Here is a 15,882-nt window from a genome sequence, read left to right as displayed (position 1 = left end):
GCGCGCGCCGCCTCGCCGCCGCCGGCCTCGACCTTGGCGAACTGCGACTGCAGGTCGTCCACCAGGGCGCGCATGGCGTTGGCATTGGCCTGGAAATCTTCCGAGCGGGTGTTGAGTTGGGAGATGAGTTTGCTCATGAATGCTTTCTTTGTTCCAGGCGTCCACCCCGTTCCTCAGGCCGTCTTGTCGGCCGTCAGCCCCAGTTCGGCGGACATCTGCTCGCGGATCCTGAACTTCTGGATCTTGCCGGTCACCGTCATCGGGAAGCTGTCGACGAAGCGGATGTAGCGCGGCACCTTGTAGTGCGCGATCTGGCCCTTGCAGAACTCGCGCACCTCTTCTTCGGTGAGCTGCTGGCCCGGCTTGGGGATGACCCAGGCGCACAGCTCCTCGCCGTATTTCCGGTCGGGCAGGCCGACCACCTGCACGTCCTGCACCTTGGGGTGGCGGTAGAGGAACTCCTCGATCTCGCGCGGGTAGATGTTCTCGCCGCCGCGGATCACCATGTCCTTGATGCGGCCCACGATGTTGACGTAGCCCTCGGCGTCCATGGTGGCCAGGTCGCCGGTGTGCATCCAGCCCTCGGTGTCGATGGCTTCGCGGGTCTTGGGCTCGTCGTCCCAGTAGCCGTGCATCACCGAGTAGCCGCGGGTGCAGAGTTCGCCGCGCTCGCCGCGCGCCACGATGGCACCGCTCTCGGGGTCGACGATCCTGACCTCCAGGTGCGGCTGCACCGTGCCCACGGTGGACACGCGCTTTTCCAGCGGCGTGTCGGTGCTGCTCTGGCAGCTCACCGGGCTGGTCTCGGTCATGCCGTAAGCGATGGTGATCTGCGACAGGTGCATGCGCTCCACCACCCGCTTCATCACCTCGGTCGGGCAGGGCGAGCCGGCCATGATGCCGGTGCGCAGGCTGGACAGGTCGAACTCCGCAAAGCGCGGATGGTCCAGCTCGGCGATGAACATGGTGGGAACGCCGTGCAGGCCGGTGCACTTCTCGGCCTGCACCGTCTCCAGCACGGTGAGCGGATCGAAGCCGTCGTTGGGGTACACGATGGCCGAGCCGTGCGTGAGGCAGGCCAGGTTGCCCAGCACCATGCCGAAGCAGTGGTACAGCGGCACCGGAATGCACAGGCGATCGGCCGGCGTGAGCGTCATGCACTCGCCGATGAAGAAGCCGTTGTTCAGGATGTTGCGATGCGTGAGCGTCGCGCCCTTGGGGAAGCCGGTGGTGCCGCTGGTGAACTGGATGTTGATCGGGGCGGTGGCCTTGAGCGTCTTCTGCACCTCGCGCACGCGCGGGTCGGCTGCATCGCCCGAGGCCAGCAGCTTCGAGAAGCGCTGCGCGCCCGCCTCGTCGGCATCGCCTTCGCGGTCGATCCACCAGATGTTCTTCAGCTGCGGCAGCCTGGCCGAACCGAGTTCGCGCAGCATGCCCAGGTACTCGCTGGTCTTGAAGCGCGGCATGGTGACCAGCGCCTTGCAGCCCACCTTGTTGAGCGCGTATTCCACCTCGGCCGTGCGATACGCCGGGTTGATGTTGACCAGGATCAGCCCGGCCTTGGCCGTGGCCAGCTGCATCTGCACCCAGGCGGCGTTGTTGTGCGACCAGATGCCGATGCGGTCGCCGGGTTCGAGCCCGGTCCTGAGCAGCGCGCTCGCCAGCTGGTTGGCGGCCGCCTGTAGCTCGCGGTAGCTGAAGCGAAGGCCCTCGTGCCGGCTCACCAGCGCCAGCGCATCGGGCTGGCGCCCCACCATGGCATCGAAGAAATCGCCGATCGTCTCTTCGATCAGCGGCACCTCGGTGGTGCCTCGCGCATAGGACTCGGTCATAGCTCTTGTCTCCTGAAACCATGGGCCGCGCAGCCGGCCCTTTTCGCTGGCACCCGCGGAACCGGCTTCGCCGGGCCGCCGGGTGCGCCCCCGGCGAGGGGGTTGGCGGGCCTCGCGCAGCGAGGGTCGCCTGGGGGTGTGCTAGGTCATGCGGTCTCGGCGAACAGCTCGCGGCCGATCAGCATGCGGCGGACCTCGCTGGTGCCGGCGCCGATCTCGTAGAGCTTGGCGTCGCGCCACAGGCGCTCGACCGGGAATTCCTTGGTGTAGCCCACGCCGCCCAGCGCCTGGATCGCCTCGCCGGCCATCCAGGTGGCCTTCTCGGCCGAATACAGGATGGCGCCGGCCGCGTCCTTGCGGAAGCTGCGCGCATGGTCCATGCGGTCGCAGGCCTTGCCCACGGCGTACACGTAGGCGCGCGTGGCCTGCCAGGTGGAGTACATGTCGGCGATCTTGCCCTGCATGAGCTGGAACTCGCCGATGCTCTGGCCGAACTGCTTGCGCTCGTGGATGAAGGGCAGCACCGCGTCCATGCAGGCGGCCATGATGCCCAGCGGGCCGCCGGAGAGCACGGCGCGCTCGTAGTCCAGGCCGCTCATCAGCACCTTGGCGCCCTGGCCCTCGCCGCCCAGCACGTTCTCTTCCGGCACCTCGACGTTGTCGAAGAAGAGCGGGAAGGTGTTGGAGCCGCGCATGCCCAGCTTGTCCAGCTTGTTGCCGGCCGAGAAGCCCTTGAAGCCCTTCTCGACGATGAAGGCAGTCATCCCGCGCGCGCCCATCTCGGGCTCGGTCTTGGCGTAGATCACCAGCGTGTCGGCGTCGCCGCCGTTGGTGATCCACATCTTGGAGCCGTTGAGCACGTAGTAGCCGCCCTTCTTCTCGGCCTTGAGCTTCATGCTCACGACGTCGGAGCCGGCGTTGGGCTCGCTCATGGCCAGCGCACCCACGTGCTCGCCGCTCACCAGCTTGGGCAGGTACTTCTTCTTCTGCGCCTCGCTGCCGTTGCGGTGGATCTGGTTCACGCACAGGTTGGAATGCGCGCCGTACGAGAGGCCCACCGAGGCCGAGGCACGCGACACCTCTTCCATGGCCACGATGTGCGCCAGGTAGCCCAGCTCGGTGCCGCCGTACGCTTCCTTCACCGTCATGCCGTGCAGGCCCAGGTCGCCCAGCTTCTTCCACAGGTCGTGCGGGAAGAGGTTGTCGCGGTCCACTTCGGCGGCACGCGGGGCAATCTCGGCTGCGGCGAAGTCCGCGATCGCGTCGCGCAGCGAATCGATGGTGTCGCCCAGGTCGAAGTTCAGGCCGGGATGGTGCATGAGGGTGTCTCCTTCGGTGTCGGGGTGCGGGACGCCGCCGAAGCCGCAGATGCCGGCATGGGGCGCGCAGAAAGCCGCAGCTTACGCCCACGGCTGGCGCAAATGGCGCCACAATGGTTGCAAATACAGCCACACTTTTCCAGCCCGCCATGAATCCGCCCCGCCCACGCGGCGCGCGCCGCGCCGCCACCCCGATGGCCTTCGTGCAGGCGATCGTGCGGGCCTACGGCATCTACGGCATGGACCCCGGCAAGGCCCTGGCGGCGGCACAGATCGCGCCGCGCGAACTCAAGGACCCGGCCGGCCGGGTGACGGCGGCGCAGTTCGAGGCGCTCAATGCCCACGCCATGCAGGAACTGGACGACGAGGCCCTCGGCTGGTTCACCCGGCGCCTGCCCTGGGGCAGCTACGGCATGCTGTGCCGGGCCTCCATCAGCTCGCCCGACCTGGGCGTGGCCATCAAGCGATGGGGCCGGCACCACCGGCTGCTGACAGAGGACATCCTCATCTCGCTGCACAGCCACGCCGGCGTGGCCACGGTACGCATCGTCGAGCAGCACCCGCTGCCCAAGGACCTGCGCGAGTTCTGCCTGGTGTCCTGCCTGCGCTTCCTGCACGGCTTTGCCAGCTGGGCCATCGATTCGCGGGTGTCGCTGCGCGAGGCCAGCTTTCCCTTCGAGGCGCCGCCGCATGCCGACGCCTACCCGCTGATGTTCTGCGACCGCCTGAACTTCGGCGCGGCCGAGGCCAGCTACAGCTTCGATGAGCGCTACCTGCGCCTGCCGCTGCAGCGCGACGAGCGCGCCCTGCGGGGCATGCTGCGACGCGCCCTGCCCCTGACGGTGCTGCAGTACCGGCGCGATCGCCTGCTGGGGCAGCGCGTGCGCGAGCTGCTGCGCACCCGGCCGCAGGAGGCGGTGCATGCCCAGGCCCTGGCCACCCTGTTGAACAGCTCGGCGCGCACCCTGCACCGCCAGCTCAAGGACGAGGGCACCTCGCTGCAGGCGATCAAGGACGAGGTGCGGCGCGAGCGCGCCATCGAGGAACTGCGCCGGGGCAACAAGCCGATCAAGCAGGTGGCGCTGGCGGTGGGTTTTCGAAACGAGAAGAGCTTTGCGCGGGCCTTCCGGCAGTGGACGGGCGCCACGCCGGGCGAGTTTCGCCGCGGCGAAGTTTGACCTTGGCGCAACGTTGTTTGGCGCGGTTTCGTGAAGCATTGCACATCCAACATCAGCTTTGAGGAGTGGTTCGAATGAGGTAGCGCTTGAGAATTGCGCAGCGCCACCTGCCCGACTGTCACCGGGCCTCCAGGGTGGCGCGCAATCGAACTTAAAGGGAGTGAAAACAGATGCAGCACGAAATCGTGCAATGCGCGGGCGCCGTTTTGCTCGCAGACTTCTTCAGCGGATTGGTCCATTGGGCCGAAGATGCTTATGTCCGCGCGGACACACCATGGATTGGAAGGTCGATCGGGACCGCGAACGAGGAGCATCACCAGCATCCGCGCGCCTTTGTCTCGCGTACTTGGTGGGCAAGCTCCTGGGACTTGGTTGTGGCATCCGGTGTCGTGGTGCTCACAGCTGCATGGATTGAACGGCTAAGCGGGCCCGTCTGGACGTTTGCGATTGCCGCAGGCAATGCCAACCAAGTACACAAGTGGGCACATCGTGCGCCGCACGAGAATGGGCGGCTGATTACATGGCTTCAAAAATGCAAGCCGCTGCAAACGCAACGCCACCACGCGCGACACCATTGCGGGCGCAAGGACACCAACTACTGCTCAATTACGAACTTCTTGAATCCGCTCCTGGACAGACTGAAGTTCTGGACAGCCCTGGAATGGAGCGTCGCAGAAATATTTGGCCTGCATCGCCGAACTGACATTACCGTCAAGCCAGGGGTCGGCAGCCATCGCTAAGCAGCACAAAATAGCCCTCTTACACGCGGCAGGACGTTTCCTGCGCCTGCTCGGCAACCGGATGCCGAACATGCTCGGGGCCTCGGCCTACGCGACAAATGGCCGTCCCGAGCAAAACTGGGGAACACACCCTAGCCTCAGCAGCCGTCGTCACGATGTCACTTGTCACCATACTTGTAGAAGATAACCAGGCGATACGGGAGAACCTGCTGGCGGCCATGGACGAGCTGACCGACCTCGACGTGGTCGCCACCGCCGAAACCGCGGCACAGGCCGCCTGCGCCCTGGACGCCTACAGCCAGAGCTGGGACCTGGCGGTCGTGGACCTGTTCCTCAAGCAGGGCTCCGGGCTCACCGTGCTCAAGGCCTGTCAGGAGCGTCCACCGGACCGCCACGTGCTGGTGCTGACCAACTACCCCACCCCGGACATCCGCCGCCGCTGCATGGACCTGGGCGCCGACGCGGTGTTCGACAAGTCCACCGAGCTGGAAGCCTTCTTCGACCGCTGCAACGACTATGCACGCGAAACCAGCCGCCGTCGGCAGACGCAGCCGGCGCGCGCGCCGGTCATGACCCCCCGGGCATTCTGACCCAGGCCAGCGGACCCAGGCGCACAATGGCCGCGACCCTGCACGCGGGGTGAGGAGGACGGCCATGACGAGTTCCATTCGCATCGGCACCTTGTGCTACGTGGACAGCAGCTGCGAAGCCAGCCCGCAGACGCGCGGCGCCGTCGGCCGCATCGTCGAGGTGCTATCCGCGCCCTATTCGGCGCCGGATGACAGCTACCTCCCCGGCACCTACTACGACGTGGGCTTCGAAGGCTGGACCTACTGGTGCCGCAGCGACAAGCTGCACCCCATCAACGACCCCGGTGCCGACCTGTCCGAGGAGACGACGCAGGAGCAGGACCTGCCGGCCCCGTGGCCCTGAGCGTGGTCGGCGCTCTGGTGCGCTAATCGATTCGCCAGCAGCGGCTTCGACTCAGGCGCGCTCGGCGTGCCCCGCCAGCAATGCCGGCAGCTGCGCCATGTCCACGAAGATCTGCCCCACGCCGGCGGCGCGCAGCGCCGAGGCGCTGCTGTGCGACAGGCCGCCCGGGCTGTAGCCGAAGACAGTGGCGCCGGCGTCCACACCCGCGCGCGCGCCGGTCACCGTGTCCTCCACGACAGCGCAGCGCTTCGGGTCCACGCCCAGCGCTTGAGCGGCGGCCAGGTACACGTCGGGAAAGGGCTTGGACCGCGGCGTCTCGTGGCCGCTGAAGACGCGGTTCTGGAAGTACGGCGCCATTCCCACCTTCGCCAGCTGCAGCTCCACCTTGATGCGGTCCGCGCCCGAGGCGCAGGCGATGAGCCCGTCGAGCTGCGCATGCAGCTCGCGTACCGCGGACAGCGCGCCGGGCACCACCTGCAGCTCGCGGTCCAGCGCCTCGTTGCGGCGCTCGCGGAAGATGCCCAGCCATTCGTCCGTGATGCGCTGGCCGGTGTGCGCCTTGATCTGGCCCACCTCGTCCTTGACGGCCTTGCCGACGAAGGTGGCCATGCACTGCTCCAGCGTCATCGACCAGCCCAGCTCCTCGAGCATGTCGCGCAGCACGCGGTTGGTGATGGGCTCCGAATCGACCAGCACGCCGTCGCAGTCGAAGAGCACGGCGTCAAAAGGCAGGGACACGGACATGGGGTCGGAGGGAAAGAAAAAGGAAGCGCCGGCGAACGGGATGTCAGCCGGCGGCGTCCAGATAGTACCAACGGGGCACGCCCGCCGAGTCGCTCTCGCGCACGAAGCGGCTCTTCTCGTGCAGCCGGCTGGCCCGGCCGCCGGCATCGCGCAGGCGGGCGACGAACTCGACCTGGGCATGCGTGGGGTCCTGCAGCGTGTGCGAGCGCACTTCCAGGCCCAGCCAGCGGGTGCCGGCATCGAAATCCAAGGTCTGCGGCCGCTGGCTCGCATGCCAGGTCGCCAGCAGGTAGGGCGCGTTCTCGCGCACGAAGGCGCTGTAGCGCGAGCGCATGAGCGATTCGGCGTCAGGCGCGGGGATGACGTCGAAGTGGTCCAGGTAGCGGCCGCAGCAAACGTCGTAGGCCAGCGGCCGCCCCTTGGCATCGGCACGCCCGCAGGGGCAGAAAGGTGAAGAAGGCATCGGCGCCCATTGTGCGCGGCCAGCGTCGTGGGCTCGGGGCATCCACCGTTGGCGTGGCCCTTGCTATTCACTAGGCTGGCGCCACGACGGAAGAGGAATGCGCGATGTACCTGACAGGCCATGAGCACAACGCACTGCGCGGCGTCTTCGCGCTGCTGGCGCAGGACCATGCGGAGCGCGACATCCGCGAGCAGCTGGGTCGCGTGCTGCTCGAGTTGCTGAACGCGGACCAGTTCGCCTCCTTCGTGTGGAACGACGCGGCCGGCCGCTTCGATGGCCGCGTGGCCATCCACATGGACCCGGCCAACCTCGACCGCTACGACGCCTGGCACCAGCACCACGACCCCATCACCTTCCAGCTGCAGTCGCGCCGCCACGCCACCCGCGTGACCGAGCTGATGCCGCAGCGCGAGCTGATGCGCACGCCCTTCTTCAACGAGTTCCTCTCACGCGACGGCCTGCACTGGGGCATGAACCTGCATGCCTTCGACGGCAGCCGCGCGCTGGGCGACCTGCGCATCTGGCGCTGCAAGGCGCGCGGCGATTTCGGCGCGCACGAGAAGGCGCTGCTGGACCTGATCGAGCCCGCCTTCATCGGTGCGCTGCGGCGCGCCCAGAGCCACGACAGGCCCGCCGACGGAGCGCAAAACGAAGCCGATGCCTGGGACAGCCTCAGCCCACGCGAGCAGGAGGTGGCGCGCGCGGTGTGCGAGGGCCTGACCGACAAGGAGATCGCCCGCCGGCTGGCGGTGGGCGTGCCCACCGTGCGCACCTACCTGCGGCGCATCTTCGACAAGCTGGGCATCGAGCGCCGCTCGGCCCTGGCCGCGCGGGCCCGGCGCTGAGCGGCGACGCGCCCTAGCCGATGGCCCCCGGCGCGCCGGGCGGCGCCAGCCGCAAGGCGGGGCACCGGGCGGCCGCGCACCTACTTGGCCTTGGGCGCGGGCACGCGGCCCAGCACAGCTTCCACCGCCATGCCCACTGCCACCAGGTGCCGGTCGCTGCCGGCCGGACCATCCAGCTCCAGCCCGACCGGCAACCCGGTCGTCGCGCCCAGCCCCGAGGGCAGCTGCACGCCCGGGATGCCGGCATTGCTGCCCGGGTCGGTGTTCTGGATCAGGGCGCCGAAATTCTCCGGACTGCTGGACTCGGGCGTGGCCGCCAGCGCCACGCGCGGCACCGTCGGGAAGACCAGCGCGTCCAGCCTGTTCTTCGCGAAGGTCTCGGCGTAGAGCTTCTGCAGCGCCGGCCGCGCAACGCGCATCGCGTTGTCATAGGCGGGCCTGGCATCGACCAGGCCGGTGGGCGCGGGCAGCTTGCGCGGGATCACCAGGCCCTCGAAGGTGCCCTTCACGTCGGGGCTGGCGATGCCGGCCGTGAGCTGCTGGATATCGATGCCGGTCTTCGACCTGGCCAGGTAGGCCACCATGTCGTCGTAGGCCTCGTACAGCGCCACCGGGAAGCCGACGGCGCCGTTGAGCTCCGTCAGCTTGGGCATGTCGACGTCCACCAGCGTGACGCCCGCGGCGCGCAGCTTCGCGAGCGCGGCATCGGTGGCGGCGCGGGTGTCGGCATCCAGATTGGCATAGAAGGCCGGCACCACGCCCAGGCGCACGCGCTTCAGCTCGGCCGGCTTCACGGGCTTGCCGCCGGCGATCACGCGGTCCAGCAGTTCGACGTCGGGCATCGACAGCGCCATCGGCCCGGCGGTGTCGCGCGTGTGCGATATGGGCGCGATGCCCTGCTGCGGGTAGCGGCCCATGCTGGGCCGCAGCGACGCGCAGCCGTTGAAGGCGCAGGGAATGCGCACCGAGCCGCCGGTGTCGGTGCCCACGGCGGCCGGCACCATGCGCGCGCCCAGCGCCGCGCCGTTGCCCGACGAGGAGCCGCCCGCCACGCGGGTGGTGTCGTAGGCGTTGCGCACGCCTGGCTCGGTGCCGCTCTGGAAGGCCGGGTTGAAGCCGGTGACGCCGAAGGCCAGCTCGTGCATGTGGGTCTTGCCCAGCACCACCGCGCCTGCCGAGCGCAGCTTGGCCACCACGGGCGCATCGGCCTGGGGCACGAAGTCCTTGAGCGCCGGCGTGCCGGCAGTGGCCGGCAGGCCCTTGACCTGGATATTGTCCTTGATGGCCACCGGCAGGCCCGCCAGCGGCTTGCAGGCGCCACCCTTCCTGCGCGCCGCATCGGCGGCGCGCGCTGCCTTCAGCGCGCCCGCCTCGTCGAGGGTGATGAAGGCATTGAGCTCGGGGCGGGCCTTGGCCTGGGCGATGTAGGCCGTCACCAACTGCTCGCTGGTGAGCGTGCCGGCGCACAGTTGCCTGGCCGCCTCGCTGGCGGTCAGCGTCGAGAGGTCCGTGCCGGCCGGCTGGGCCTGGGCGGCAGCGGCGAGACACAGGCCGAGCAGGGACAGGGCGAAGGTGGGTCTGGAGATGGGCATGGCAAGGGCTCGAAGCGAAGAGACCGCCATGCTGCGCCGTCGGCGCCCGCCTGTCTGTCATTCAAAGCGATGACAGCAGGGTCAAGTGCTTGCGCCCTTAGGCGGGTGCAGCGCCACCCGCCAGCAGCGCGCGCAGCACCTGTGCATCGGCCGGCTTGTAGAGCAGCGGGTAGCCGGCCAGCTCGACCTCGGTGCGGTTGGCGCTGTCCGTGTCGCCGGTGAAGATGACCACCTGGCGCACCTTGCCCACCGCATGCAGCGCCTGGGCGGCCGCCAGCCCCGACAGCCCGCCGCCCAGGCGCAGGTCGCCCAGCAGCAGGTCGAACTCGCCGGGCAGCTGCCAGGCCTCGTGCGGATGCGCGGCCAGCGCCACGTCGTGGCCCCAGCCGCTCAGCAGGGCATGCATGGCCTGGCGCACGGGCGCCTCGTCGTCCAGCACCAGCACGCGGCGCGACACGCCGTCGACCGCCTCCACGCGCACGGCCCCGGCTTCCGCCTCGGCCATCTGCGCGGCGGGCAGCGTCAGGCTGAAGGTGCTGCCGCGGCCCGGCGCCGAGCGCAGCGCGATATGCGAATGCAGCATGCGCGCCATGCTGGCCACCAGCGACAGGCCCAGGCCCAGCCCGCGGCTGCGGTCGCGGCCCGGGTTGTCGGCCTGGAAGAAGGGCTCGAACACCTGCTCGCGCAGCGCGTCCGCGATGCCGATGCCCGAGTCGCGCACCTCGATGCGCCAGCCGTCGCCGCCCTCTTCCGAGCGCGCACGGCGCACCGTCACCAGCACCGTACCGCCATGCGTGTACTTGATGGCGTTGTCGACCAGATTGGCCAGCAGGCGCGAGAGCACGCGGGCATCGGCCAGCGCCACCGCCCGGGTGGGCCGGAAACGCAGGCGCAGCTTCTTGGCGGCGGCGTCGGCGGCAAAGCGCTTGTGCAGGGCCTGCAGCAGCGGCGCCAGCGGCACCGGGCGCAGCTGCACCTGCGAGCCCTCGCCGTCGGCCTGCGCGATGTCCAGCAGCGCGTCCACCGAGGTGCGCAGGGCATCCACGCTGGCCTGCATGAACTGCAGGGTCTGCGCCTGCGGCGGCTGCCTGGGGCTGAGCGAGGCCACGAACATGGCCAGCGCGTGCATGGGCTGGCGCAGGTCGTGGTTGGCAGCGGCGAAGATGCGCGCGCGCTGCGCGGCCAGCTGCGCCACGTGGTCGAGCTGGCGCGACAGCGCATCGGCCAGGCGGGCGTTCTCGAAGCCGCTCTCGATGGAGCGCACCAGCAGCCGGTTCTGCTTGCGCGTGTGGTGCAGGGTGGCGATGAGCTGCCACAGCGCCAGGCAGCCCATGAGCGTGGGCAGCGTGCCGCCTTCCAGCAGCAGGCGAGCGGCCAGGCTCAGGTAGCCCGGCACCGCGAACAGCACCGCCGAGCGCCACCACTGGGCCAGCGCGGCGGCCGAGGCGCTGGTCATGGTGCTGATGAAGAAGTACATCAGCAGGATCAGCGGCAGGCTGCCGCTGGGGAAGAACAGCCACGGCGCCAGCGCCCACACCACGCCCGGGAAGAGCATGCGCGTCTCCAACCGGCTGCGGGTGACGAAGGCCTGCTCCACCCCATAGCCCTGCGGCTGCTCGCGCTGCAGGTGGAAATACATGTGCAGCTGCATCGCATGCACCAGCACCGCCCACACCAGCGTGCCCTTGTCGCCAGTCAGCACCAGGAAGGTGATCCAGAAGATGGCGGCGGTGAAGGCCGCGGTGAAAGGCGTATCGCGCGTGTCCAGGACGTAGGTGCGCGCCAGCGTCTGGTCGACCAGCGGGTTGGGGTGGGGGGTGTCGGCCCAGATCCGGCGAAGGGCGGCGAGTGTCCCGGTAGATGGCGCGTTGGCTTCAGGCATGCGGCAGGCGGATTGTGCACAAGCCGGACGACGGCTGCCGTCGCACGGGTGTCGCCGCCAGCCTTCAGGGCGCCCGGCGCGGGCCGGGCTTGTCAGGACGCGGCCGTTCCTGCGAGGCGATCGAGCCAGCGCCGCTCGGAAACGATGGCGATGGGGTGCCCGGCCTGCTGCAGGCTCAGGGCGTCCCTGATCGTCTGCCCCAGGGGGGTCTCGCTCCAGTCGGGCGCCACCTTGGAGCCCACGACGAGGAAACGGACGTTCGGGCCGACCATCGCGGCCGGCCATCCGCCGGCGCGCTCCAGCAGGCGCTCGCAGGCCGGCTTCGTTCCATGCAGGAAATCGCCCGCCAGGCACACCAGCGAGTCGCGCAACTGGATGTCGGTGGCGTTGTCGAACAGGAGGGCGAGCCCGGCCGCGCCGTCCTGCTCGTCGAGGGCGAGTTCGCCGGAGGCCAGTTGCCGGAGCGTGGCCACCAGGTAGTCGCGCTCGTCGGGGCTCACATGGCCGTCCGCCAGCACGGCCTCGATCGCGCCGCTGACGGCGTTGCCGGGCCATACCAGCGCGACGTCCGGGTTCTCCGCGAGCCAGGCCCGGAGGAACTCGATCTCCAGGTCGTGGAGGTCGCCGTCCGCAACCATGGCTTCAACGATGCCCATCAGCTTCTCGATCGCTTGTCTCACGGCTGGCTCTCCTTGAATCGCTGGCCTCGGAACGCAGTGGTGGACTGCGAAGTTGGGGAGGCAATGTACCAGCAGGGCGTGCCGCGGCGCCTTCGATCCTCCCGGGGGCGGGTTGGCGGGGAAGCAGCACGAAGCGCAGAATCCCCGTCTTCCCAGGAGGCATGCGATGACCCAGCATCCATCCGCAGAGTCCGTGAAGGCGGAACTCGGCCGACTCGTTTCAGAGTTCTTCGGCGCCGTGTCGTTCGAAGAGGGTGGGGCCCCGGCCTACGGCCGCATCCGCTCGCTCTTCATCGAGCAGGGCCTGCTGATCAAGAACGTCTCGCCCGTACCCGAGATCTCGACCATCCAGTCATTCATCGAGCCAAGGGAAGCCATGGTTCGCAAGGGCGAGTTGACCCGCTTCCTGGAAGAGGAGCTTTCCGAGGTGACGCAGGTGTTCGGCAACGTGGCGCAGCGCTTCAGCGCGTACTCGAAGGGCGGCACCATGAACGGCAAGTCCTTCACCGCCCGCGGGATGGTCTGCACGCAGTTCATCCTCACGCCCGCGGGCTGGAGGATGAGCTCGATGGCGTGGGACGATGAAAGGCCGGGCCTCTCGCTGCCAGCCGCGTAGGACGCCCGAAGGGGCTTCGGGGTCGCAGGGGCGGCGCGGCCCGGGCCCGTTCGCTTACAGCGCCCGCTGGATCAACAGTTTCTGGATGTCCGAAGTGCCTTCGTAGATCTGGCACACCCGCACGTCGCGGTAGATGCGCTCCAGCGGGAAGTCGTTGACGTAGCCGTAGCCGCCCAGGGTCTGGATGGCGGCGCTGCACACGCGCTCGGCCATCTCGCTGGCGAAGAGCTTGGCCATGGCCGCTTCCTTCAGGCAGGGCTGCCCGGCATCGCGCAGCGAGGCGGCATGCCAGATGAGCTGGCGCGCGGCCTCGATCTGCGTGGCGCAATCGGCCAGGCGGAAGCCCACGGCCTGCTGGTCGAAGATGCTGCCGCCAAAAGCCTGGCGCTCCTTGGCGTACTGCACCGCGAACTCGAAGGCGCTGCGAGCCATGCCCACGCTCTGCGCGGCGATGCCGATGCGCCCACCCTCCAGCGCGCCCAGGGCGATCTTGTAGCCCTCGCCTTCCTGGCCGATCAGGTTCTCGTGCGGGATGCGGCAACCGTCGAAATTGATCTGCGCGGTGTCGCTGCTGTGCTGGCCCAGCTTGTCCTCCAGGCGCGCCACGTTGTAGCCGGGCGCGTCGGTGGGCACGATGAAGGCGCTCATGCCGCGCTTGCCGGCCGCCTTGTCGGTCACCGCGATGACGATGGCCACCTGGCCGTTCTTGCCGCTGGTGATGAACTGCTTGACGCCGTCGATGACGTAGCCCTCGCCGTCCTTGCGGGCGGTGGTGCGCAGGCTCGATGCATCGCTGCCCGCCTGCGGCTCGGTGAGGCAGAAGGCGCCGAGCATCCTGCCCTGCGCCAGCGGCTGCAGCCACTGCTTCTTCTGCTGCGCATTGCCGTAGCGCATGAGAATGGCGTTGACCGGGCAGTTGGTCACGCTGATGGCGGTGCTGGTGCCGCCGTCGCCGGCGGCGATCTCCTCCAGCACCAGCGCCAGCGTGAGGTAGTCCAGGCCGGCGCCGCCGTCTTCCTCGGGCACGCAGATGCCGTAGGCGCCCAGTTCGGCGAGGCCGGCGTGCGCCTCCTTCGGGAAGAGGTGCTCGCGGTCCCAGCGCGCGGCGTGGGGCCAGAGCTGCTCCTGCGAAAAGGCGCGCACGGCGTCGCGGATGGCTTCCTGGTCGGGGGTCAGCAGCATGGCTTGTCTCTCGGGTCTTGGTTTTCTTGTTCGCGCTCAGGCCGAAGGGGCCTGCTCGCTGTCCAGCTGGGCGCGGTAGCGCACCAGCATCTCGTCCTGGGTCTCGGTCGCCACGACGGCGCCGATCTGGTCGCGCAGCATCTGGCCCATGCTGGGCATGGCGTCCCGCGGACTCCACGTTCCAGGCTGCCAGAGCTGCGAGCGCATGAAGGCCTTGGCGCAGTGCAGGTAGGCCTCGCGCACCGCGATCTCGATCACCAGCTTGGGACGCTGGCGCTCGTGCGCGAACGCGTCGCGGAAAGCCGGCTCTTCGCGAAGCCGCGCCGTGCCGTTGACGCGCAGCGTCTCGTCCATGCCGGGGATCATGAAGATCAGCGAAGCGCGCGGATCGGCCAGCAGGTTCTCCAACGTGTCCAGCCGGTTGTTGCCACCCGCGTCGGGCAGCAGCAGCGTGGCGCCGTCGTCCGCGACCTTCACGAAGCCGGGCGCGCCGCCGCGCGGCGAGGCGTCGAGCAGCGCACCGCCCTGCCCGCCGGTGGCGATCACGCAGAAAGGCGAGCGCGCAACGAAGCGCTGCCCATGCGTATCCAGGCGCTGAAGCTGCTTGCGCGCCGCGCGCTCGCCGGGAGCGGCGTACAGCGCGCGCAATTGGCCGAGGCTTTCGATCACTTGCTCAGACCAGCTCGATCGCCACGGCCGTGCCTTCCCCGCCGCCGATGCACAGCGTGGCCACGCCGCGCTTCTTGCCGCGGTTCTGCAGCGCGTGGATGAGCGTGACCATGATGCGCGCGCCGCTCGCGCCGATGGGATGGCCCAGCGCGCAGGCGCCGCCGTGCACGTTGACGATGTCGTGCGACACGCCCAGCTCCTTCATCAGCGCCATGGGCACCACGGCGAAGGCCTCGTTCACTTCCCACAGGTCCACGTCCTTCACGCCCCAGCCGGTCTTGGCGAAGAGCTTGTGCGTGGCGCCCACCGGCGCGGTGGAGAACCACTCGGGCTGCTGCGCATGCGTGGCATGGCCGACCAGGCGGGCGATGGGCCTGGCGCCCAGCTTCTTCGCGGTGGACTCGGTCATCATCACCAGCGCCGCGGCGCCGTCGTTGATGGACGAGCTGGAGGCGGCGGTGATGGTGCCGCCATCCTTCTTGAAGGCCGGCTTGAGCGTGGGGATCTTGTCCAGCTTGACCTTGCCAGGGCCTTCGTCGATGGCGACGATGGTCTCGCCCGAGCGGCCCTTCACGGTGACGGGCGTGATCTCTGCCTTGAAGAGGCCATCCTTGGTGGCGTGCTGCGCGCGCTGCACGCTGGCGATGGCGAAGGCGTCCTGCTCCTCGCGGGTGAAGCTGTACTTGGCGGCGCAATCCTCGCCGAAGGTGCCCATGCTGCGGCCGGGCTGGTAGGCGTCCTCCAGGCCGTCGAGCATCATGTGGTCGAAGATGCGGTCGTGGCCCATGCGGTAGCCGCCGCGGCCCTTGAGCATCAGGTATGGCGCGTTGGTCATGCTCTCCATGCCACCGGCGACCATCACCTCGTGCGTGCCCGCCAGCAGCAGGTCGTGCGCCAGCATCGCGGCCTTCATGGCCGAGCCGCACATCTTGCTGAGCGTGACCGCGCCCGCGCTGTCGGCCAGGCCGCCCTTGTAGGCGGCCTGGCGCGCCGGCGCCTGGCCCTGGCCGGCCATCAGGCAGTTGCCGAACAGCACCTCACCCACGGCGTCGGGCGCGATGCCGGCGCGCTCGACCGCCGCCTTGATGGCCGCGCCGCCCAGGTCGTGCGCGGAGAGCGAGCTGAAGTCGCCCTGAAAGCTGCCCATGGGGGTGCGGGCCGCACCGACGATGACGATGGATTCGGACATGAGGATCTCCTTGGAAAT

General features: G+C 69.0%; 16 protein-coding genes. 6 read left to right on the top strand and 10 right to left on the bottom strand.

Annotated features, from left to right (window positions below; genetic code table 11):
• Positions 1-173: 173 nt before the first annotated feature.
• Together BM345_RS24860 and BM345_RS24855 are read right to left on the bottom strand one after the other, a co-directional pair.
• Entirely contained in the window at positions 174-1,832 is a 1,659-nt protein-coding gene (locus BM345_RS24860; protein WP_093385096.1) for an AMP-binding protein, read from the bottom strand.
• Between the two features lie 146 nt (positions 1,833-1,978).
• Positions 1,979-3,151, bottom strand: coding sequence for an isovaleryl-CoA dehydrogenase (locus BM345_RS24855; RefSeq protein WP_093385093.1), 1,173 nt, complete (start codon positions 3,149-3,151; stop codon positions 1,979-1,981).
• 149 nt (positions 3,152-3,300) lie between these two features.
• Here BM345_RS24855 and BM345_RS24850 point away from each other — a divergent pair, with 149 nt between their 5' ends.
• From BM345_RS24850 to BM345_RS24835, 4 genes are all read left to right on the top strand, one after another.
• Complete coding sequence (locus tag BM345_RS24850) at positions 3,301-4,329, top strand: AraC family transcriptional regulator (protein WP_093385091.1); 1,029 nt, start codon at positions 3,301-3,303, stop codon at positions 4,327-4,329.
• A gap of 170 nt (positions 4,330-4,499) precedes the next feature.
• Positions 4,500-5,069 carry a fatty acid desaturase CarF family protein gene (locus tag BM345_RS24845; protein WP_093385088.1) on the top strand — a complete coding sequence of 190 codons (570 nt, stop codon included), beginning with the start codon at positions 4,500-4,502 and terminating at the stop codon, positions 5,067-5,069.
• A gap of 155 nt (positions 5,070-5,224) precedes the next feature.
• Positions 5,225-5,659 (top strand): response regulator, encoded by a 435-nt coding sequence (locus BM345_RS24840; RefSeq protein ID WP_093385086.1) that lies wholly within the window; start codon positions 5,225-5,227, stop codon positions 5,657-5,659.
• A 64-nt stretch (positions 5,660-5,723) separates the two neighbouring features.
• A complete protein-coding gene (locus BM345_RS24835) occupies positions 5,724-6,002 on the top strand; it encodes a hypothetical protein (protein ID WP_254789988.1) in 279 nt (92 codons plus the stop codon).
• A gap of 51 nt (positions 6,003-6,053) precedes the next feature.
• Here the strand turns inward: BM345_RS24835 and BM345_RS24830 are convergent, their stop codons facing one another.
• Both BM345_RS24830 and BM345_RS24825 read right to left on the bottom strand, forming a co-directional pair.
• Positions 6,054-6,746 (bottom strand): HAD family hydrolase, encoded by a 693-nt coding sequence (locus BM345_RS24830; RefSeq protein WP_093385083.1) that lies wholly within the window; start codon positions 6,744-6,746, stop codon positions 6,054-6,056.
• Between the two features lie 43 nt (positions 6,747-6,789).
• Positions 6,790-7,209, bottom strand: a complete 420-nt coding sequence (locus BM345_RS24825) for a YchJ family protein (RefSeq protein WP_093385081.1) — start codon at positions 7,207-7,209, stop codon at positions 6,790-6,792.
• Between the two features lie 104 nt (positions 7,210-7,313).
• On the opposite strand from BM345_RS24825, the gene BM345_RS24820 reads away from it, so the two are divergent.
• Positions 7,314-8,054, top strand: coding sequence for a helix-turn-helix transcriptional regulator (locus tag BM345_RS24820; protein ID WP_093385078.1), 741 nt, complete (start codon positions 7,314-7,316; stop codon positions 8,052-8,054).
• Between the two features lie 80 nt (positions 8,055-8,134).
• Here BM345_RS24820 and iaaH read toward each other — a convergent pair whose 3' ends face one another.
• The 3 genes from iaaH to BM345_RS24805 all read right to left on the bottom strand — a co-directional run bounded on the left by iaaH (position 8,135) and on the right by BM345_RS24805 (position 12,208).
• Positions 8,135-9,646, bottom strand: coding sequence for an indoleacetamide hydrolase (iaaH, locus tag BM345_RS24815; protein WP_093385076.1), 1,512 nt, complete (start codon positions 9,644-9,646; stop codon positions 8,135-8,137).
• Positions 9,647-9,743: 97 nt separating this feature from the next.
• Complete coding sequence (locus BM345_RS24810; RefSeq protein ID WP_093385073.1) at positions 9,744-11,528, bottom strand: ATP-binding response regulator; 1,785 nt, start codon at positions 11,526-11,528, stop codon at positions 9,744-9,746.
• A gap of 92 nt (positions 11,529-11,620) precedes the next feature.
• Positions 11,621-12,208: a BRCT domain-containing protein gene (locus BM345_RS24805; protein WP_093385071.1), complete on the bottom strand. Its 588-nt coding sequence runs from the start codon at positions 12,206-12,208 to the stop codon at positions 11,621-11,623.
• Between the two features lie 166 nt (positions 12,209-12,374).
• Here BM345_RS24805 and BM345_RS24800 point away from each other — a divergent pair, with 166 nt between their 5' ends.
• Positions 12,375-12,824 (top strand): hypothetical protein, encoded by a 450-nt coding sequence (locus BM345_RS24800; protein WP_093385068.1) that lies wholly within the window; start codon positions 12,375-12,377, stop codon positions 12,822-12,824.
• A 54-nt stretch (positions 12,825-12,878) separates the two neighbouring features.
• On the opposite strand, the gene BM345_RS24795 is transcribed toward BM345_RS24800, so the two are convergent.
• The 3 genes from BM345_RS24795 to BM345_RS24785 are packed head-to-tail and all read right to left on the bottom strand — an operon-like array spanning position 12,879 to position 15,864.
• Positions 12,879-14,006: an acyl-CoA dehydrogenase family protein gene (locus BM345_RS24795; protein ID WP_093385066.1), complete on the bottom strand. Its 1,128-nt coding sequence runs from the start codon at positions 14,004-14,006 to the stop codon at positions 12,879-12,881.
• A gap of 36 nt (positions 14,007-14,042) precedes the next feature.
• Positions 14,043-14,675, bottom strand: coding sequence for a pyridoxamine 5'-phosphate oxidase family protein (locus tag BM345_RS24790; protein WP_093385063.1), 633 nt, complete (start codon positions 14,673-14,675; stop codon positions 14,043-14,045).
• A gap of 4 nt (positions 14,676-14,679) precedes the next feature.
• The gene (locus BM345_RS24785) at positions 14,680-15,864 is read right to left on the bottom strand and encodes an acetyl-CoA C-acyltransferase (protein ID WP_093385061.1); all 1,185 of its coding nucleotides are present in this window, start codon (positions 15,862-15,864) and stop codon (positions 14,680-14,682) included.
• Positions 15,865-15,882 lie beyond the last annotated feature (18 nt).

It is taken from the genome of Variovorax sp. OV329, from assembly GCF_900114785.1.
Classification (GTDB): domain Bacteria; phylum Pseudomonadota; class Gammaproteobacteria; order Burkholderiales; family Burkholderiaceae_C; genus Variovorax.
The sequence above is the reverse complement of the archived record's forward strand: the minus strand, read 5'-3'. Positions and strand labels throughout refer to the sequence as shown.